The organism is Pseudomonas sp. ERMR1:02 (genome assembly GCF_002277815.1).
GTDB lineage: Bacteria > Pseudomonadota > Gammaproteobacteria > Pseudomonadales > Pseudomonadaceae > Aquipseudomonas.
Genome location: NZ_NKJI01000007.1, coordinates 230,250 through 247,463 on the forward strand (window position 1 = coordinate 230,250; position 17,214 = coordinate 247,463).

The 17,214-nt window shown below is 59.2% G+C and carries 13 protein-coding genes and 3 pseudogenes; 8 read left to right on the plus strand and 8 right to left on the minus strand.

The window, feature by feature from the left end; translation table 11 throughout:
• Positions 1-12: 12 nt before the first annotated feature.
• The 3 genes from CES87_RS15740 to CES87_RS15750 all read right to left on the minus strand — a co-directional run bounded on the left by CES87_RS15740 (position 13) and on the right by CES87_RS15750 (position 3,074).
• Entirely contained in the window at positions 13-378 is a 366-nt protein-coding gene (locus CES87_RS15740) for an Mpo1-like protein (protein WP_128606833.1), read from the minus strand.
• A gap of 215 nt (positions 379-593) precedes the next feature.
• On the minus strand, positions 594-2,075 hold the full coding sequence (locus CES87_RS15745) for a methyl-accepting chemotaxis protein (RefSeq protein ID WP_128606834.1): 1,482 nt from the start codon (positions 2,073-2,075) through the stop codon (positions 594-596).
• Positions 2,076-2,264: 189 nt separating this feature from the next.
• Positions 2,265-3,074, minus strand: coding sequence for a TatD family hydrolase (locus CES87_RS15750; protein WP_128606835.1), 810 nt, complete (start codon positions 3,072-3,074; stop codon positions 2,265-2,267).
• A 247-nt stretch (positions 3,075-3,321) separates the two neighbouring features.
• Between CES87_RS15750 and CES87_RS15755 the strand changes: the two genes are divergently transcribed.
• The 5 genes and pseudogenes from CES87_RS15755 (at position 3,322) to CES87_RS33170 (ending at position 6,482) form a co-directional block, all read left to right on the plus strand.
• Positions 3,322-4,743 (plus strand): transglycosylase SLT domain-containing protein, encoded by a 1,422-nt coding sequence (locus CES87_RS15755; RefSeq protein WP_128606836.1) that lies wholly within the window; start codon positions 3,322-3,324, stop codon positions 4,741-4,743.
• A gap of 103 nt (positions 4,744-4,846) precedes the next feature.
• Entirely contained in the window at positions 4,847-5,281 is a 435-nt protein-coding gene (locus CES87_RS15760) for a DoxX family protein (protein WP_128606837.1), read from the plus strand.
• 62 nt (positions 5,282-5,343) lie between these two features.
• A pseudogene (locus CES87_RS15765) lies at positions 5,344-5,809 on the plus strand (glycine zipper domain-containing protein).
• A 119-nt stretch (positions 5,810-5,928) separates the two neighbouring features.
• A complete protein-coding gene (locus tag CES87_RS15770) occupies positions 5,929-6,129 on the plus strand; it encodes a hypothetical protein (RefSeq protein WP_128606838.1) in 201 nt (66 codons plus the stop codon).
• Positions 6,130-6,236: 107 nt separating this feature from the next.
• Positions 6,237-6,482 carry a hypothetical protein gene (locus CES87_RS33170; protein WP_128606839.1) on the plus strand — a complete coding sequence of 82 codons (246 nt, stop codon included), beginning with the start codon at positions 6,237-6,239 and terminating at the stop codon, positions 6,480-6,482.
• A 73-nt stretch (positions 6,483-6,555) separates the two neighbouring features.
• Here the strand turns inward: CES87_RS33170 and CES87_RS15780 are convergent, their stop codons facing one another.
• Both CES87_RS15780 and CES87_RS34330 read right to left on the minus strand, forming a co-directional pair.
• Entirely contained in the window at positions 6,556-6,945 is a 390-nt protein-coding gene (locus CES87_RS15780) for a hypothetical protein (RefSeq protein ID WP_128606840.1), read from the minus strand.
• A pseudogene (locus CES87_RS34330) lies at positions 6,935-11,811 on the minus strand (RHS repeat-associated core domain-containing protein). Before CES87_RS34330 ends, CES87_RS15780 begins: the two are co-directional and overlap by 11 nt.
• Positions 11,812-12,058: 247 nt before the next feature.
• Between CES87_RS34330 and CES87_RS15790 the strand changes: the two are divergent.
• Positions 12,059-12,754 (plus strand): HAD-IA family hydrolase, encoded by a 696-nt coding sequence (locus CES87_RS15790; protein ID WP_128606841.1) that lies wholly within the window; start codon positions 12,059-12,061, stop codon positions 12,752-12,754.
• A 121-nt stretch (positions 12,755-12,875) separates the two neighbouring features.
• Here the strand turns inward: CES87_RS15790 and CES87_RS15795 are convergent, their stop codons facing one another.
• Positions 12,876-13,622: a 3-oxoacyl-ACP reductase family protein gene (locus tag CES87_RS15795; RefSeq protein ID WP_128606842.1), complete on the minus strand. Its 747-nt coding sequence runs from the start codon at positions 13,620-13,622 to the stop codon at positions 12,876-12,878.
• A gap of 125 nt (positions 13,623-13,747) precedes the next feature.
• Here CES87_RS15795 and CES87_RS15800 point away from each other — a divergent pair.
• A pseudogene (locus CES87_RS15800) lies at positions 13,748-14,672 on the plus strand (LysR substrate-binding domain-containing protein).
• Positions 14,673-14,694: 22 nt separating this feature from the next.
• On the opposite strand, the gene CES87_RS15805 reads toward CES87_RS15800, so the two are convergent.
• Positions 14,695-15,423 carry an aspartate/glutamate racemase family protein gene (locus tag CES87_RS15805; protein WP_128606843.1) on the minus strand — a complete coding sequence of 243 codons (729 nt, stop codon included), beginning with the start codon at positions 15,421-15,423 and terminating at the stop codon, positions 14,695-14,697.
• Between the two features lie 200 nt (positions 15,424-15,623).
• Positions 15,624-16,358, minus strand: coding sequence for a phosphoadenylyl-sulfate reductase (locus CES87_RS15810; protein WP_128606844.1), 735 nt, complete (start codon positions 16,356-16,358; stop codon positions 15,624-15,626).
• A 163-nt stretch (positions 16,359-16,521) separates the two neighbouring features.
• Here CES87_RS15810 and thrH point away from each other — a divergent pair, with 163 nt between their 5' ends.
• Positions 16,522-17,139, plus strand: a complete 618-nt coding sequence (gene thrH, locus CES87_RS15815) for a bifunctional phosphoserine phosphatase/homoserine phosphotransferase ThrH (RefSeq protein WP_128606845.1) — start codon at positions 16,522-16,524, stop codon at positions 17,137-17,139.
• Positions 17,140-17,214: the final 75 nt, after the last annotated feature.

The window sequence follows — 17,214 nt, forward strand, 5'->3', positions numbered from 1 at the left end:
ACGGCCGCCTGATCAGTGACGGCGGTGGCGCTCACGCCAGGCGCGCCACCAGCCACCACTGAGGAAAAACCGCGGAAAGGTCAGGAACTGCTCGACCAGCAAGCGCGATACCGCATCTTTGCGATCGCTGAACGGCTCGGCAGCCTGCGCTTCCAGGCTGTGACCGTGACGCTGCAAACCCAGCGCTGCAATCACGCCAATGACGCCAATGGCGAAGTTCGCCAGACTCAGGCCGAACACCCCGGAAACAATCAACAGAAACGCCACGATAAACAGCGGCACGGCAATCAGGTGCAGCACCAGATTGGTCGGGTGCTGGTGATTGTTCGGGTAGGCACGCCATTGCCAGGCGGGAAGGTTGGGGTGACGTTTGCCCATGATGTTTTTCCTCAAGTCCATGTTGAACACATGATTGAAGAATAGGCCCGGTAAATACGGGCGGCGAATCAAGGTTGGCTATCGGAATGATAGGGGGCATGGGCAATATTGATGTTGTCCGCACGAACGCCTTCGCGGGCAAGCCTCGCTCCTACAAGGCAACCTCTGTGAGCGCCGCAACCTTGTAGGAGCGAGGCTTGCCCGCGAAGAGGCCCTTACAGCTTGAGCTGCCCTATCGCCTTGCTCAACGCCCCAGCCAACGCCGCCAACTCATTACTGGTAGTCGCCGACCCAACCGTCTGTTGCACGGTGTTCTCGGTCACATCGCGGATGCTCACCACCGCGCGGTTCATCTCTTGCGCCACCTGACTTTGCTGCTCGGCCGCCACCGCGATCTGCGTATTGCTTTCACGCATCTGCGCCACGGCCCCGGTGATCTGCGCCAAAGCCGCGCCAGCCTCTTGCGCCTGTTGCACGCAGTCGTCGGCCTTAAACGAGCTCTCCTGCATGAAATCCACAGCGTCCCGCGTTCCGGCTTGCAACGCAGAAACCATCACGGTGATTTCGTCAGTGGAGGTCTGCACACGCTTGGCCAGGTTGCGCACCTCATCGGCGACTACAGCAAAGCCGCGACCCATTTCACCGGCACGGGCCGCTTCGATCGCTGCATTCAGCGCCAACAGATTGGTCTGCTCGGCAATGCTGTGAATCACATTGACCACACCGTTTATTTTCTGGCTGTCTTCGGCCAGACGCTGAATCATCTCGGCGGTCTGCTGCACCCCGGTAGACAACCCGGCAATCGACTTCTGGACGCGCATGACTACTTCCTGCCCGCTGCCGGCCAGAGTATCGGCCGATTGCGAGAGGTCGCGGGTAGCGCTGGCGTGCTGGGCAATGTGGTGCACAGTGGCGGTCATTTCATTGATCGCCGTGGCGGCCTGATCGGTTTGACTCTGCTGGCCAAGCATGCCGTGACGCACTTCATCCATGCTCAATGCCAGCCGAGTGGCGCCGTCGTCCAGTTGTCGGGCGGTGCTGGCGACGGTGTTGACCACCCGTTGATAGCCAGCCTGCATGGCGTTAAAGGCGTTGGCCATTTGCCCGACTTCATCGCTACCGCAGAGGGGGACACGGGCCGAGAGGTCGCCGGTTTTCTCGACGTGAAGCATCACGTCTTTCAAGGTGTTGAGCTGGCTGAGCAGGAAGCGGATCAGCAATTGCGAGGCGCCGAGCATCGCCAGCATCAGGATGAACACCACTACGGCGTAATTGGCGAAGCGCTCGCCGAACACTTGGCTCAGGCTCGGGCCATGGGCAATCACCGCGATCTGCTGGCCGTCTGCGCGCGTGAAGACCTCGGCACCCAGCAGCAGGTTGGCACCCGCCAGCGGCATGGCGTTGTTATCAACCCAGCCGTTTGCATCGGCCAGTTCCAGTATTGGTTGCCCATTGAGCACCGGCGCCTGGCCGCGGCTGAAGGTCAGCAGGTTCTCGGCATTAGGCAGAGGTTGCCCGGCAGGCCAGGCGCTGAGCAAGCGCGCTTGGGCCTGCGCCGATGCCAGAGCGGCCTGGCTGCGGACCTGTTGTTCGAGCTGCACGGCGTACAGCACGAGGAGCAGGGTGGTGACGAAGGCGACGGCATTCACCGCCCAGAATTTGTACTTCAGCGAGATATTGCTAAGCCAGGCACCCATGGAGGTCTTCTCTGATAGCGGAAACAGTTTTGGCAAGGTGCCATTATTGTGCCGCTATGCAGGTATTCAGATCTTGATATGGGTCAATGGTGAACTCGGACAAATGTAGGAGTGAGCCTGCTCGCGATAGCATTGTTTCAGCCGCCAACGTTGTTGACTGACACTCCCTCATCGCGAGCAGGCTCACTCCTACAGGGGAATGGTGGGCAAGTCGTAAAATGCCCGTGCGCAGGCGGTGGTGTGAGCCGCCAGGTCTTCCTCAGTCTCCCCACGATGCAACGCCACCTCACGCAACACTTCAGTCAAATACGCCGGCTCGTTGCGACCATTCTTCGGCTTGGGACGCAGGCTGCGCGGCAGCAGGTAAGGTGCATCGCTTTCGAGCATCAGGCGCCCACGCTTGATTTCTTTCACCAGTGGATGCAGATGTGTGCCACGGCGCTCGTCGCAGATCCAGCCGGTAATACCGATATGCAGGTCCATATCGAGGTAACTGAACAGCGCCTTTTTTTCCCCGGTAAAACAGTGCACCACCGCGGCCGGCAATTGGTCGCGGTAATCGCGAAGGATCTCCAGCAGTCGCTGACTGGCGTCACGCTCGTGCAGGAATACCGGCAGCTGCAACTCGACCGCCAGCGCCAGGTGCTCTTCGAGGACTTTCTCCTGCAGCGGGCGCGGCGAGAAGTCACGATTGAAGTCCAGGCCGCATTCACCCACGGCCACCACGTTCGTTTCCTTCAGTAGACCGCGCAGATGGCGGGCGCTGTCAGCGTTCCAGTCACTGGCGACGTGGGGGTGGATGCCGGCGGTGGCGAACAGCCGTTGCCCACTGTCATCCAGTTGCCGGCACAGCTCCAAGGCCTGCTCGCTGCCCTCGACATTGGTACCGGTGAGCACCAATTGACAGATCCCGGCGGCATAGGCGCGGTCGAGTACAGCCTGGTGTTTGTCAGCAAAACTGGGGTTGGTCAGGTTGACGCCGATATCGATGAGTTGCATGGTGCTACCTCGGACCAAAGGCCGCAAAGCATATCAGAGCTGTAGATTTATAAGAAAAACCAAGAACTACAACGACTTATAACGGTCTTTTGAACTGACCTCTTGAGACGTGTGAAGGACGGGATGGTCAAGGTGCCATCATTGTGCCAGTCTTTCGCACTTTCCCAGCGCTACAGGCGCTGTGTTTCTGTCGTTTGATTGCATGACAACACTCATGTGGTCGACCCGAATTCTTTGCGGAGAGTGGATGATTCGTCCCTCGGTTTTGCTACTGCTGTGTTGTTCGCTGCTGCTGCCGATGTCGGCGGTTGCGCGTCTGCCCGGGCCACTGCAAGCCGTACCGGCGACCAAAGTGCGCGACTTGACGGAAATCCGCAGCAGTCGCGTGCTACGCGTGCTGGTCAACCAGAGCCGCAACAGCTCCGGCGAAGTCCAGGGCCAGGCTATCGGCGTCGAATACCACCGCTTGCGCGCCTTCGAGCAATACCTCAACGACCACGCCCGTGACGGTCAGGAAATCACCCTCAAGATCATCCCCAAGGCCAAGGACCAACTGCTCGGCGCGTTGCAGCGCGGGGAGGGCGACCTGGTGGCGCCAGGGGAGTTGCTCGATCTGCGAGCGGGTTATGCCGTCAGCACCAGTGAGCCGATTGCCAGCAACATCCCATTGGTGCTGGTAGGAATCAAGGGCGAGCGCCGCTACACCCGCCTCGAACAGCTGTCAGGTAAAACCCTGGCCTTACCCACCGGCAGCGCTGCCGGCGATGCCGTCAGCCAGATCAATCAGAAACTTGCCCTGCACAAACTGCCGCCGGTCAATATCGAGTGGGTCGACCCAAGCCTGGCGGTCGAGGACGTGCTGGAGATGGTTCAGGGCGGGATCTTTCACCTGACCATCGTCGAGCAACCGATTGCCGAGCGTTGGGGCAAGATCCTGCCGAAACTGCGTTTCGACAAGCAGGTGCTGATCAGCGATCCGGGTGAGGAATACTGGTTCGTGCGCCGTGACGCGTCGATGCTGCGGGCCAGCATTGATCGCTTCCTGACCGGCTACAAAAAACCATCGGACCAGGACGCTGCCTTCCTGCGAATTTATCGACGCCTCTATCAAGTGCACTATCCCTTGGCCAAGGCCGACCGTCAGCGTCTGGAAAAGCTTCGGCCGGTGTTGCAGAAACATGCCGACGCCCAGGATATGGACTGGCTGAACCTGGCGGCGCTGGCATTCAAGGAGACCGCCCTGCAACCCAAGGCCAGTAGTGGTGGCGGCCCGACCGGCCTGATGCAGATCACGCCGTCCGCGGCCCAGCGTGTCGGGGTCAGCAATATTCAGGATCTTGATGCCAATGTGCAGGCCGGGGCCAAGTATCTGGCGATGATTCGTCGCAAGTTCTTCTCCAGTCCCAAGCTCAACGAGCGCGAGCGCATGGCGTTTGTGCTGGCGGCCTACAACATCGGCCCGGAGCGGGTTCAGGGGATGCGCGCCGAGGCGCGGCGACGGGGCTTGAATCCCAATCAGTGGTTCTTCCAGGTCGAGCGCATCGCCATGGAGCAGGTGGGAATGGGACCTGTCAGCTATGTTAATAGCGTAAACAAGTACTACTTGGCATTCGATCGGGAGCGGGTGTCGTTGGAGCCCCAAGGGCAAAAGGTTGCCCTACGTAAATGATCGAATAAATTGAACTGTTAGAGCGGCTTTTTGCGCTTTAAGTATGATTTTTACTGATTAATATGGCGGCCAACCAACACACACTGACAATGGATGACACAGCATGAGCACACTGATCAACAAGGTTCTGTTTACCCGCGCTGGCTATGGCCTGACCGTTTTGCGAATTTTCGTCGGCATCATCTTCGCCGCGCACGGCTCGCAGAAACTCTTCGGGGCATTCGGTGGCTACGGCCTGGCCGGCACTGCGCAGTACATGGAAAGTGTGGGCCTGACGCCGGGTTACCTGATGGCGACACTGGCGGGCGGGACTGAATTCTTTGCCGGTCTGGCACTGATCATTGGCCTGCTGGTCCGTCCGGCAGCGCTGGGCCTGACCTTCCTTTCGCTGGTGGCGATCTTTTCGGTGCACATCAGCCATGGTCTGTTCATGGCCAACAACGGCTACGAGTTCGCCCTGGCTTTGCTCGGTGGCAGCATCGCGGTATTGATCGAAGGCGCCGGCAAGTTGTCGGCCGACCGTGCCATCGCTGGTTGAACGAACGTTTCTCTCTGTGCGGCCTCAAAGCTTCAAACCCCTTGAAGAATGCGAGGCACGCCATGACAGCGAATACTAAAGGCAAGGAATTTAGCCACCACCGTTCTCCACGTTTCCTACTGCCTGCTCTGGTTTTCGGGCTGTTGCTCACACCGCTTGCAATGGCAGCCGGTAACGGCACCGCAGCAGTAGGCGGGGTCTCGGGGAGCGGTGGGTAACGTAGTCGGCGGGCATATGGGTGGCAGTACCGGCGCTGCAATTGGTGCCGGTGTGGGTGGCGCGGCTGGAAGCGCGGTTGGCGCACCCAAGGGCAGTCGCACAGAGGCGGCGGTTGGCGGTGGCTTGGGTTCGGCAGGCGGTTCAGTAGTCGGTAACAGCCTCGGTGGCTCCACCGGTTCGACCATTGGCGCGGGCCTCGGTGGTGCTGCGGGTGGTGCGGTCGGCAGCAATATGGGCAATGACCACGGCAGCTCCCATTCCGGTGGTGGCCACAAACACAAGAACAAACACCGAAACAGCCATCACTGATTCGGCGTGGCAAGACAACAGAAACCCGGCCAGGCGCCGGGTTTTTCGTTTGTTCGGCAGGAACGTTAGATCGCAGGACACCTCGAATTAAATACATCCCTGAAATTACGAGGCTTGCCATGACTCCGGAAACCGAAGGCAAGGAAGAAAAAGGCCCAAGCGGACTGCCATTCGTTAATGATCCAGGTAATGAAGATCCAGGCTCTCTGATGGACGACGCGACGGTGCCGCTCAACGATTCGGATGACGCGGGTGATGTGGGAAACCTCGAATTTGAAGATGATGACGAAGATGAAGGTGAGGATGACGGTGAGTATTGATTGAGCATTGCAGTTCAATTGACCGGTTGTCTGCCCGATCGAACGCGTTTGTAGCTCCCGCCTCGAAATTTCAGGGCCTGCCTTTCAGGCTCTTTGAGAGGTGCTTTATGAACGCTGATCCGAAAGACTCCGACATCGATGAAACCCCTGAATACCCGTTGCCTTCACCTACTGATTCGTTGAGTCGCGATCAGCGTCCGCCTGATGATGAGGACGCGGGTGTTGAGCAGGTTTCCAATGAAGACGTTAAGCGTACTGATGTTGAGGCGACCCCTGAAGACGCGGATATTGCTGGTAAGGACTGCTCGGGGAGCCTAGTTAATTGTAATGTGCTGAGGTGTCGCCCTACATAATATGGAACAGTGCAGTTTTAAATGTTTAAGCCCAGCAGTATGCTGGGCTTTTGCGATAAATAATCTTAGGCTATTATTTAATCGATTCTAGCCAGCGAAAAAAGTAATCGGTCTGCATTTGTGGGTCGTTGATGATGTCTTGATCCTCGTAGTCAAATATATTAACAATGCTTTTTCTAGATGGCTTAACACCCAGCTTGTGTTCATAGGCCACAATGCCTGAGCTCATTTGAGAGGACATGCTGGAAGGTCGAACATTTATTTTTGCGCCCTTGCATAAAAATTTAATGTCGGGAAGCTCTTTTATAATTTTCCCGAGGCACTCGTATATGTCTAGTCCGGAGGTGCTTGTTGTCCATCCACTCTCCAAAGTCAGTCGCATGGATGGTGGATGTTCGACGTAATCGAGTATGGCTATTTCTAATTTTTCAGCGTTCAAAATAGAGACTCTGTTAGTTGGCATTATCGTTTCCTTTGGGGTTTGGTATGGAGTGGCCAACATAGCTTCCGTCTTTTTTTAGAGGAGTGGCACCTAGAATATTTTCGCTTTTTATTCGGTCGGGAATTGCAATTTCATCTTCATAGCTGTAGGGGATATCGTTTTGGTGAAGCTCTTTATTTATATCGTGGCCGTAGATTTTATTTAGTGTGTATAAGAAGCCTTTGTTTGTTCTAAATTTTGTGCCGAAGTCTATGCCTATTTCAGGGTCAGTTGATGTGCTTACAAAATTACTTGGTGGGTTTCTGTTGTCCAAGACGTGAAGCTTTAAATCGGTGCTTTTTCCTAAGCTCATAAAACCAGTATTGAAAATTTCACTCGGGGGTCGAGTATCACCACGGTATAGATATTCGCTTTCTTTTCCCGTTGATGGAAGCGTAACTTCCCCTCCATCAACCGTAGTCTCAACAACACCATCCGGTGCAGAGCAGCCCGGCTTGTTCGCTCCCGGACAGTTCCCGCTCAACCCCAACGGATCCACCCACCCCGTCGGGTTCGGCACATACCGATAGGCATTCAACCCACCCGCCAGCTTGACCGGATCCGGCGTCAGATAGCGCCCGCTATCCGGCTGGTAGTAGCGATGGCGGTTGTAGTGCAGTCCGCTTTCGGCGTCGAAGTACTGGCCCTGGAAGCGCAATGGCTGCTCGAGCTGTTCGCCGCCGCCGTGGCTGAGCTGGCTGAGCTTGCCGTAGGCGCTGTACCTGGCTGACCAGACGATCTCACCGCTGTAGTCGGTGAGTTCCTGTGGGGTGCCGAGGTGGTCGAGTTGGTAGTAGAACGGGCAGGCTTTTTCGGGCCTTTGCCGTCGAGCAGGGCCAGCGGGCGGAAGCTGCCAGGCTCAAAGAGGTAGCTGCGGTAGTGGCTCGGGCTGCTTTCGGCGACGAGTTGGTCGCCTTGCCAGAAGAAGCTGGTGGTGTGGCCGTCGACGGTCTTGTCGATGCGGCGGCCGAAAGCGTCGTAGCGGTAGGACGCTTGGCGGCCGTCCGGCAGGCTGATGCCGGTCAGGCGGTGCTGGCTGTCGTAGCGGTATTCGGTGATTTGGATCTGGCCGTGGCCACGGCGTTCACGGATCAGGTTGCCGTAGGCGTCGTAGTCGTAGTGGCGGTCGCCGTGACGCAGCAGGCGGTTGCCCTTGAGGTGCCAGGGGCCGGGGCGGTCGTGGATCAGCAGGTTGCCGGCCGGGTCGTGGCTGAAGTTTTCCGCGTCTTGGGCGCGGGCGTGGCGCACGTGGGTCAGGCGGTCGAGCGGGTCGTACTGATAGCGGCGTTGGCCGTGGCGGCTGTCGGCTATCTGCAGGAGGTTGCCGTTGGCACCGTAGGCATAGTCGCGGCGGTACAGCGGGCGTTGTTGTTGGCTGACGGCGTGGGCTTGCAGCCGACCCTGATCGTCGTAGGCGTAATCGCTGAGCAGCTGACCCTGCTGCCGCTGGCGTTCACGGCCGCATTCGAACTGATGGCTGGTGAGGCGCGAGCCGTTGAGGTCGATGGCGGTTAGCGCCCCGCCCAGAGCGCGGTGGTATTTAACACGACTGTTGTCCGGCAGGCGCAGGTGTTGCAGCTGGCCACAGGCGTCATAGCCGTAGCGCAGCGTGCCCCAGCCCTGATGCTCGCTGATCAGCCGGTCGTGGGCGTCGTATTCGAACTCCAGTGGATGGTCCTGGCCATCGTCGACGCTGACCAGTCGCCCCAGACTGTCGTAGCGGTAGTCGACCTTGACCCCATCCGGCAGGGTCTTGACCAGCAAGCGTCCGGCGCTGTCGCGTTGATAGGCCGTGACCCGTTGCGAGCCGTCATCGCCGAACTCGGTTTTCTCCAGCAACTGCCCGTTGAGGTCGTAGGCATACGCCGTGCGCCGGCCGTCGAAGCCGGTTTCCTGTCGGATCAAACCGCCTGGCGTGTAGTCCAGCCGATAGGTGTCGCCGCTTTCGTTCTCGATCTCGGTCAGCAACAGCTGCGCATGCTCGTAGCGGTACTTGAGCTGCGTGCCGTCGGGGTTGATCCGCCGGCTGACCAGGTGCAGGTCGTCGGCGTATTCATAACGGGTGATGCGATCCAGTTCGTCGCGCTCGGCGGTGATGCGGCCGTAGGCGTTGTAGCTGAAGGTGCGACGGGCGCCCGTAGGAAGAATCGTCTGCAGCAGTCGGCCGACGGCGTCCCACTGATAACGGCTGACGGCGCCGAATTCGTCCTGAGATGTAGTCCGTCGCCCGAGCGCATCGTAGGCATATTGCCGACGCCCGCCGTCGGGCAGGGTTTCCTCGATGAGTTGACCGAGGCGGTTCCACGCATACAGATGGCGGCTGTGGTCCGGGTAGCGGATCAGCAGCAAGCGGCCTTGCGCGTCGTATTCGTGGTAGGTGCTCTGGCCGTCGGGGTCGATCAGCCAGGTCAGGTCGCCCTGGGCATTGCGCTTATAGGTCCACTTGGCTTGGCCGCGATACCGCGCATGCAGGAATCCGTTGCGGTACTCGTAGGACGTCGGCTCGTCTTGCGCTGGAATCAGCGCGATCAGCCGTCCGGCTTCGTCGTAGCGGTATTCGGTGACGGCGCCGAGCGCGTCCTGCTCGGCGATCAAACGGCCCTGGGTGTCGTAGGCCTTGTGCTGTTCACCCCCGTCGGCAGCGATCCGGCCTACCAGCCGCGCGCTCTCGTCGTGGGCGTAGCTTTCCTCGCTGCCGTCGGCGTGTTTGAGCCGCACACCGCCGTTCTCGTCCCAGACATACCGCGTGTCCATCTGCGCAAACGACGCCCAGTGGCGGATGCATCTGGCCGCCTTGCCGGACCTTTCCCACTCCCAGTAGAAACTCGCGCCACCGGCCAGTTGCCGCTGCAAGATGACGTGCTGCTCGTCGTAGTCGTAGCGCTCGCTTTCCCAGGCGGCATTGCTCGCTTCGATCAGCCGGCCGCGGGCGTCGTAGCGGTAGCTGACCAGCGTCTGTTCCGTGTGCCAGCCCTGCTCCAGGCTGTCGGCGGCATGAAAGCTTTGGTAGTCGACGGCGATCAGGTGCTGACGCTCGTAACGTAATCGCAAACAACGCCCGACGCCGTTGTCGAGGCGCTGGATGCGCCCGGACACATCGCGTTGCACGGTCAGACGGTTGCCGTAGGCGTCGCTGATCGCCGTCAGACGCCCGTCGCGAAAGTGGTAGAAGCGCGCCGACTCGCCGGCCAACGCCACAATCAGCTCTTCCGGCTGATCCCCCAGATAAATCGCCGCCCGCGACAGGCTGTTGTGAATGGCCGGGCGCGCCAGGCTCGGCAGCGGAAACGGTGTGCGGCGGTTTTCGTGGTCGATCCACAGCACCGTGTCGCCGTCGATCTGCAGGCGCTGGGCCAGCGAATGGCTCCAGCCGAAGCCGAGGCCGCAGTCGATTTCGACGGCGCTGCTGCGATAGAGGCGGGTGAACTCGAACGGCAAAATCCCGTCGAGCGTGCCATCGGTGAGGGTCAGCAGTTCTTCGCCGGTGACCATCGACAGCGGGCAGCCGTGGGTGGCGGTGTGGGTGGCGGTATCGGCGCTGTCGCCGTTGGGGTTTTTCGCCTGTTTCGGAGCGTCATCCCGATGTTCCTGCCGGGACAAACGTGTGGTGGCTTCAGACTTGTTGCGCGTAATGGCAACCGGATTGTCCACCAAAAGATCGGTCGAACCCGCCGCACTGATCCGAAGCGGCACGGCTGGCGCAGGTTTCAGCGGTGCGTTCCGGGCATTGACCATCAACGGCTTGAGCGAACCCGCATGAGCGCTCAGGTCCAACCGGGCCGTCAGTTCGGCCAGTCGCAAACCCGCCGCAGCCAGCCAGCGTCGTGCGCGCTCGGACTTGATCCTGGCGAGCACTCTGGCGCTAATGCCGATCCTCAAGCCCGCTGGACCGGTCAAGCACACCAGCAGGAAACTGATCAGCAACTCCGTACGAATCTCCGCCACGACTTCGGCGATGTACTGCGGCGGCAACATCTTCAACCAACTGGTGAAAGCAGCCAGATGGATGAAAATCAATGGCTCGTCGCTCAACACCAGCAACAGGTTGGCGATGGCCTCGGCCGAAGCATTCAGCAGGGTCTCAAGTTCGGCCTCGGTCAGGTATTCAAGGAGTTTTGCGCTGTTGGCCTGCAGGTCGGCGATCAGGGCGTAGAGTTGCTTCACGTCGTCCCACAAGCCGTTCAGAGAATTCTCGACCCCTCGCCAGTCGGCGCGTTGCAGCATGCCGTAGCGTTCTCTGAAACCAGCCTCGGAAAATCCGGCCCACTGTGGTTGAAATTCGGTCGCCCACTCGTTGCGCAACCAGCCTTCCAGTTCGCCGAGGACGCCCTGATAGGAGGCATAAAGCGCTTTGACATGGTCGGTGGTGACGTTTGGAAAGAAGGTGATGCGATAGCGATTGCCGCGCCAGCAATCTGGGATTTCGAGGATGCCGCTAGGACCGATGGTTTCGCGAACCGGTTTGCCGTACTTCGGCCCGTCCGGGCCTTGTGATATCAGCGGTTCGAGCATTACCGGCGTGTTGCCGATCGGTACGAAGCGCGCGGTTTCAAACATATGCACCAGCGTCAGCGGGCCGCTGGCGGGGCACATCGCGACGGTTGAACTGACTGGCGTGGTGGAATTCTTCGGTACGTTGAGGCGGACGTCGTTGCCGACCTTGAACACTTGCTCAACGTCCAGTGCGCCGCCGGTCCAGAAGCTCTCCGCCCAGGCGTCGTAATCGTTAAGGCAGAGACGGAAATCACTGAGCAGCGCTTCAATGTCCGGGTGCTCCGGATTCATCGCAGCGACCACCAACAGGCCGATGGAGTTGTTCAGGGCCAGCAGCTTGTCGGGATCGAACATTCGCAGTCTTTCGCTCGGGTGAAGAGGGAGCGCGAAACTCTGCGGGGGATCCGCGAGGAAAGAAGTCGGGAAAGGCGGTGTTTGCTGTAGGGCGAATCGCTAAATCATTGGCGTATCTTCAACAAGGTTCAGGTTTTGCCCGTTGCTCTTCGCCAGCCGCGCTCGCTATGCTGCTGAAACCTTTAATCAGTCACGGAACCGGCCGCACTTGAGCCGCCTGGGATGTCGTTGAAAACGGATCAATGCGATGAATGCAGCGCTGAATGAGTTCGGCCCGATCAAGGCCGTGATTTTCGATATGGACGGCTTGCTGCTGGATACCGAGGGCATTTACACCGAGGTCACGTCCATCATTGCCGGACGCTATGGACGGACCTTCGACTGGAGCATCAAGCAGAACATCATCGGTCGTGGCGCCGGTGATCTGGCGCGTTACGTGGTCGAGGCGCTTGATTTGCCAATTACCGCCGAAGAATTTCTGGTGATCCGCGAGCCGCTAATGCGCGAGCGTTTTCCTACAGCTCAGGCGATGCCCGGCGCACAGGAATTGGTGCGGCATCTGAAGGCCAACAACATTCCCATCGCTGTGGGCACCAGTTCATCGAGCCAGTCGTTTGGCCAGAAAACCACCTTGCATCGGGACTGGTTCGCGCTGTTCGACACCATCGTCACCGCTGATGACCCGGAAGTCGGTGCGGCCAAACCGGCACCGGATATCTTCCTGACAGCGGCGCGACGCCTGGGTGTCGCGCCGCAGGATTGCCTGGTGTTCGAGGATTCGCCGTTCGGTGTCACGGCGGCGAAAGCGGCGGGGATGACGGCGATTGCGATTCCGGATGCCGCGATGGCTGACGAAAAATACGCACATGCTGACGGCATTCTTCGTACGTTGAAGGCGTTCAAGCCGAGTGCATTTGGCTTGCCGGCGCTTGAGTGGACCTGACGACGAAATGTGTAGGAGCTAGCTTGCTCGCGAAGGTGTGTCAGCTGCATTGATGTCAACTGATACACCTTCGCGAGCAAGCTAGCTTCTACAAAAAGCGATTGCGTTTCGCTGACTAATATCAGGCGCCGAAACCACCGTCGATGGTCAGGCTCGCGCCGGTGATGTAGCCGGCCTCTGGACCGACGAGGTAGGCGACGAAACTGGCGATCTCTTCGGCTTTACCGTAGCGCCCCACGGCCATCAGCGGAATCAGGCTGTCGGCGAAGTCGCCGTCGGCCGGGTTCATGTCGGTGTCCACCGGGCCCGGTTGCACGTTGTTAATAGTGATGCCTTTGGGGCCGAGGTCCCGGGCCAGGCCCTTAGTCAGGCCGACCAGCGCCGACTTGCTCATGGCGTACGGGCCGCCACCGGCAAAGGGCATGCGATCGGCGTTGGTGCTGCCGATGTTGACGATACGGCCACCTTCGGTCATATGGCGTGCGGCGGCCTGGGTAGCGATAAACACGCTGCGTACGTTGATGGCCAGGGTCTGGTCGAAATCTTCGAGCTTGAAATCTTCCAGCGGTGCAACGGCCAACACGCCGGCGTTATTGACCAGGATGTCCAGTCGACCAAAGCGTTCCACCGTCGCGGTCACGGCACTGCGGATGGCTTCGGCGTCGGCGCTGTCAGCCTTGATGGCCAGGGCTTTGCCGCCGTCGGTGATGATGCCGTTTTGCAATTCTTCGGCCTTGGCCGTGGAGCTGACGTAGGTAAAGGCGACTGTCGCGCCTTCAGCGGCGAGGCGTTTGACAATGGCGGCACCGATGCCGCGGGAGCCACCTTGAATCAAAGCCACTTTGCCGCTGAGGTTCTGAGTTGTCATATCGATCTCCAAAGTCCCGAGGCGAGATGTCCCGGTTGATGGAGCCTAGTATCGATTGCGGATTACACGCCGTGTAGACAGTCATTGCGATAGTCTGTGTAAACCAGAAGTTTATAGTGGCGGCTATGGAAACCTTCAGCAGTATCGAATGCTTTGTCCGCAGTGCCGAGGTCGGCAGCTTCGCCGAAGCCGCGCGGCGCTTGAGTCTGACACCGGCGGCGGTGGGCAAAAGCGTCGCCAAACTTGAAGTGCGGCTCGGTGTACGGCTGTTTCAGCGCAGTACCCGCAGCTTGACGCTCACAGAGGCCGGGCAGCTGTTTCTCGGCGAGGTCAGTGCCAGTCTGCACACGATCCAGAATGCCGTGGCCAACCTTGCCAGCGCCGAGGGGCGTCCGGCGGGGACGTTGAAGGTCAGCATGGGCACGGTGTTCGGGCGCTTGTACATCGTGCCGTTGCTAGGGGAGTTTTTTGCGGCGCTTTCCGGCGATCAACCCGGACTGGCATTTCGATAACCGTCAGGTTGACCTGATCGGCCAGGGCTTCGACGCCGCGATTGGTGGCGGATTCGAACTGCCCCAAGGCGTGGTGGCACGCAAGTTGACACCCGCCCATCGCGTGTTAGTGGCTTCCACCGACTACCTGGCGACACGTGAGGCAATCATCGAACCCGACGATCTCACGTTTCACGATGGCATCCTCATTCGCTCGCCGCAGACCGGTCGCGTGCGTTCCTGGCAGTTGACCAGTCGCAGCCAGCAACACAGCCCGTTGACTCTGAAAGCGCGGATGACCATGAGCGATTCGGAAGCGGCCTGCGCTACGGCGATCCAGGGCCTGGGCATTGCGCTGGTGAGCATGCCATTTGCCGCTGGTTATCTAGAGGCGGGGACGTTGCAGCGGGTGTTACCGGATTGGTACGTCGATGATGGCAACATTTCTATCTATTACGCCGAACACAAACTGCTGCCGGGCAAGACCCGGGCGTTTGTTGATTTCATCATTGAGCAGTTTGCCGAGCAGGGGTTGGGGCAGCGATTCAGTGCGGTTTGAGACAGGCTTTAGCGATGAAAACTTAACGCCCGAACCGCCCCGGCCAGCCAATGATGTTCTTCGGCCGCGGCGTCGCATAAGTCCGCACCTTCGAAGTCGACAACCCCAACCGCACCAGCGATTCGGCAATGGTCACCGCCGCCGTCACGCCATCCACCACCGGCACGCCGGTACGCCGGCGAATCTGCTCATCCAGCCCGGCCATGCCGCCGCAGCCCAGGCAAATCACCTCCGCCTTGTCCTGGGTTACAGCCAGTTCGGCCTGATGCACGATGGCTTCCAGTGCGCGTTGCGGCTCGTGTTCCAGTTCCAATACCGCCAATCCACTGGCTCGCACCGAGGCGCAGCGATCCCAGAGCCCGGACAGTTTGAGGCGATCTTCGATCAGCGGCACGGTGCGGTCGAGGGTGGTGACCACCGAATAGGCATGGCCGAGGAACATCGCGGTGCTTGCCGCCGCATCTGTGATGTCCACCACCGGCACGTTGAGCAGCTCTTGCAGACCTTCGCGACCATGCTCACCGTAACCGGCCTGGATCACCGCATCGAAGGGCTTGTCGTAGGACATTACCCGATCCATGACGGCAATGGCGGCCAGATAGCTTTCGAAGTTGCCTTCGATGGAGTCGGCACCGAAGTGCGGTGTCAGGCCGATGATTTCGGTGCCGGGAGCGGCCACTGCCTGGGCCGAGCGGGCAATGGCCCGGGTGATGGATTCGGTGGTGTTGACGTTGACCACGAGAATTCGCATGGGATGTCCTCTGACTTGTTGTATACAAAACCTGTATGCACTTTAGCCAGATTTTTCCCAGTCCGGAATCTATGGAATTCGTTGCTGATCTCATTCTGTAGGAGCCGGCTTGCTGGCGAATGCGGCATATCAGTCAATACATGAGTCGACGGATACACCGCATTGGTCAGCAAGGCGGCTCCTACAGGGGGATATCACTGTTATGCCTTGCTAATGATATTCCCCGCATGCAACCCGCATTCTTTCTGCGTCGCCTCTTCCCACCACCAACGCCCTTCACGTTCGTGCTGGTTCGGCAGCACCGGACGGGTGCAGGGTTCGCAGCCGATGCTGATGAAACCGCGTTCATGCAGGCTGTTGTACGGCAGCTCCAGCATACGGATGTAACCCCAGATTTCTTCGCTGGTCATCTGCGCCAGCGGGTTGAATTTGTACAGAGTGCGTTCCGGGGTGGAAAACGCGGTGTCGATTTCCATCGCCGCGACAGCGCTGCGGGTGCCGGGGCTCTGGTCACGGCGTTGGCCGGTGGCCCACGCCTTCACGCCAGACAGCTTGCGACGCAGCGGCTCGATCTTGCGGATGCCGCAGCATTCGCCATGGCCGTCCTTGTAGAAACTGAACAGGCCTTTTTCCTTCACGAAGGGTTCAAGTTTGGTGTAGTCCGGCGACACCAGTTCGATGTCGATCTTGTAGTGCTCGCGCACCTGATCGATGAAACGGTAGGTCTCGGGGTGCAGGCGACCGGTGTCGAGGCTGAACACTTTGACGTTCTTGTTCAGCTTCCAGGCCATGTCCACCAGCACCACGTCTTCGGCGCCGCTGAAAGATATCCACAAATCATCACCGAACTCGGCGAACGCGAGTTTCAGGATGTCCTGGGCAGATTTGTTGGCATAGGTCGTGGCGAGTTCCACGATGTCGAACGTTGGGCTCATCAGGGCGGCTTCCTACAGGTCGGTGGCGCTGGGCGCTCTATATGGGGTCGATGGTAACAAAAAGCTGCGCGGGCCGGGGCGTCCTCTGCGTTGCGCGGTGGGGATGGAGTCGCTAGAGTTCGGGCTCGCTCGACTCAATAAACAATACAAATGGGAGTGTCTTGTGGAAATTGCCTGTCTGGATCTTGAAGGTGTGCTGGTCCCGGAAATCTGGATCGCGTTTGCCGAAAAAACCGGGATCGAATCCCTCAGGGCCACCACCCGGGACATTCCCGACTACGACGTGTTGATGAAGCAGCGTCTGCGGATTCTCGACGAACATGGCCTGAAACTCGCAGATATCCAGGAAGTGATCGCTACGCTCAAGCCGCTGGATGGCGCCATCGAGTTCGTCGATTGGCTGCGGGAGCGCTTTCAGGTGGTGATTCTGTCGGACACCTTCTACGAGTTTTCCCAGCCGCTGATGCGTCAACTGGGCTTCCCGACCTTGCTCTGCCATCGTCTGATTACTGACGACTCTGGGCGGGTGACTGGCTATCAGTTACGTCAGAAAGATCCCAAGCGCCAGTCGGTACTGGCCTTCAAGAGCCTTTACTACCGAGTGATTGCCGCAGGGGATTCGTACAACGACACCACGATGCTGGGCGAGGCGGATGCGGGGATTCTGTTCCATGCGCCGGACAACGTGATTCGCGAATTCCCGCAGTTTCCAGCGGTGCACACATTTGAAGAACTGAAGCAGGAGTTCATCAAGGCTTCGAATCGGGCGTTGAGTTTGTAAATAGAGATCCTGTAGGAGCGAGCCTGCTCGCGATGAACCTGAGAAACCCGCGGGGTGTCAGGTTTCCCTTGTCAT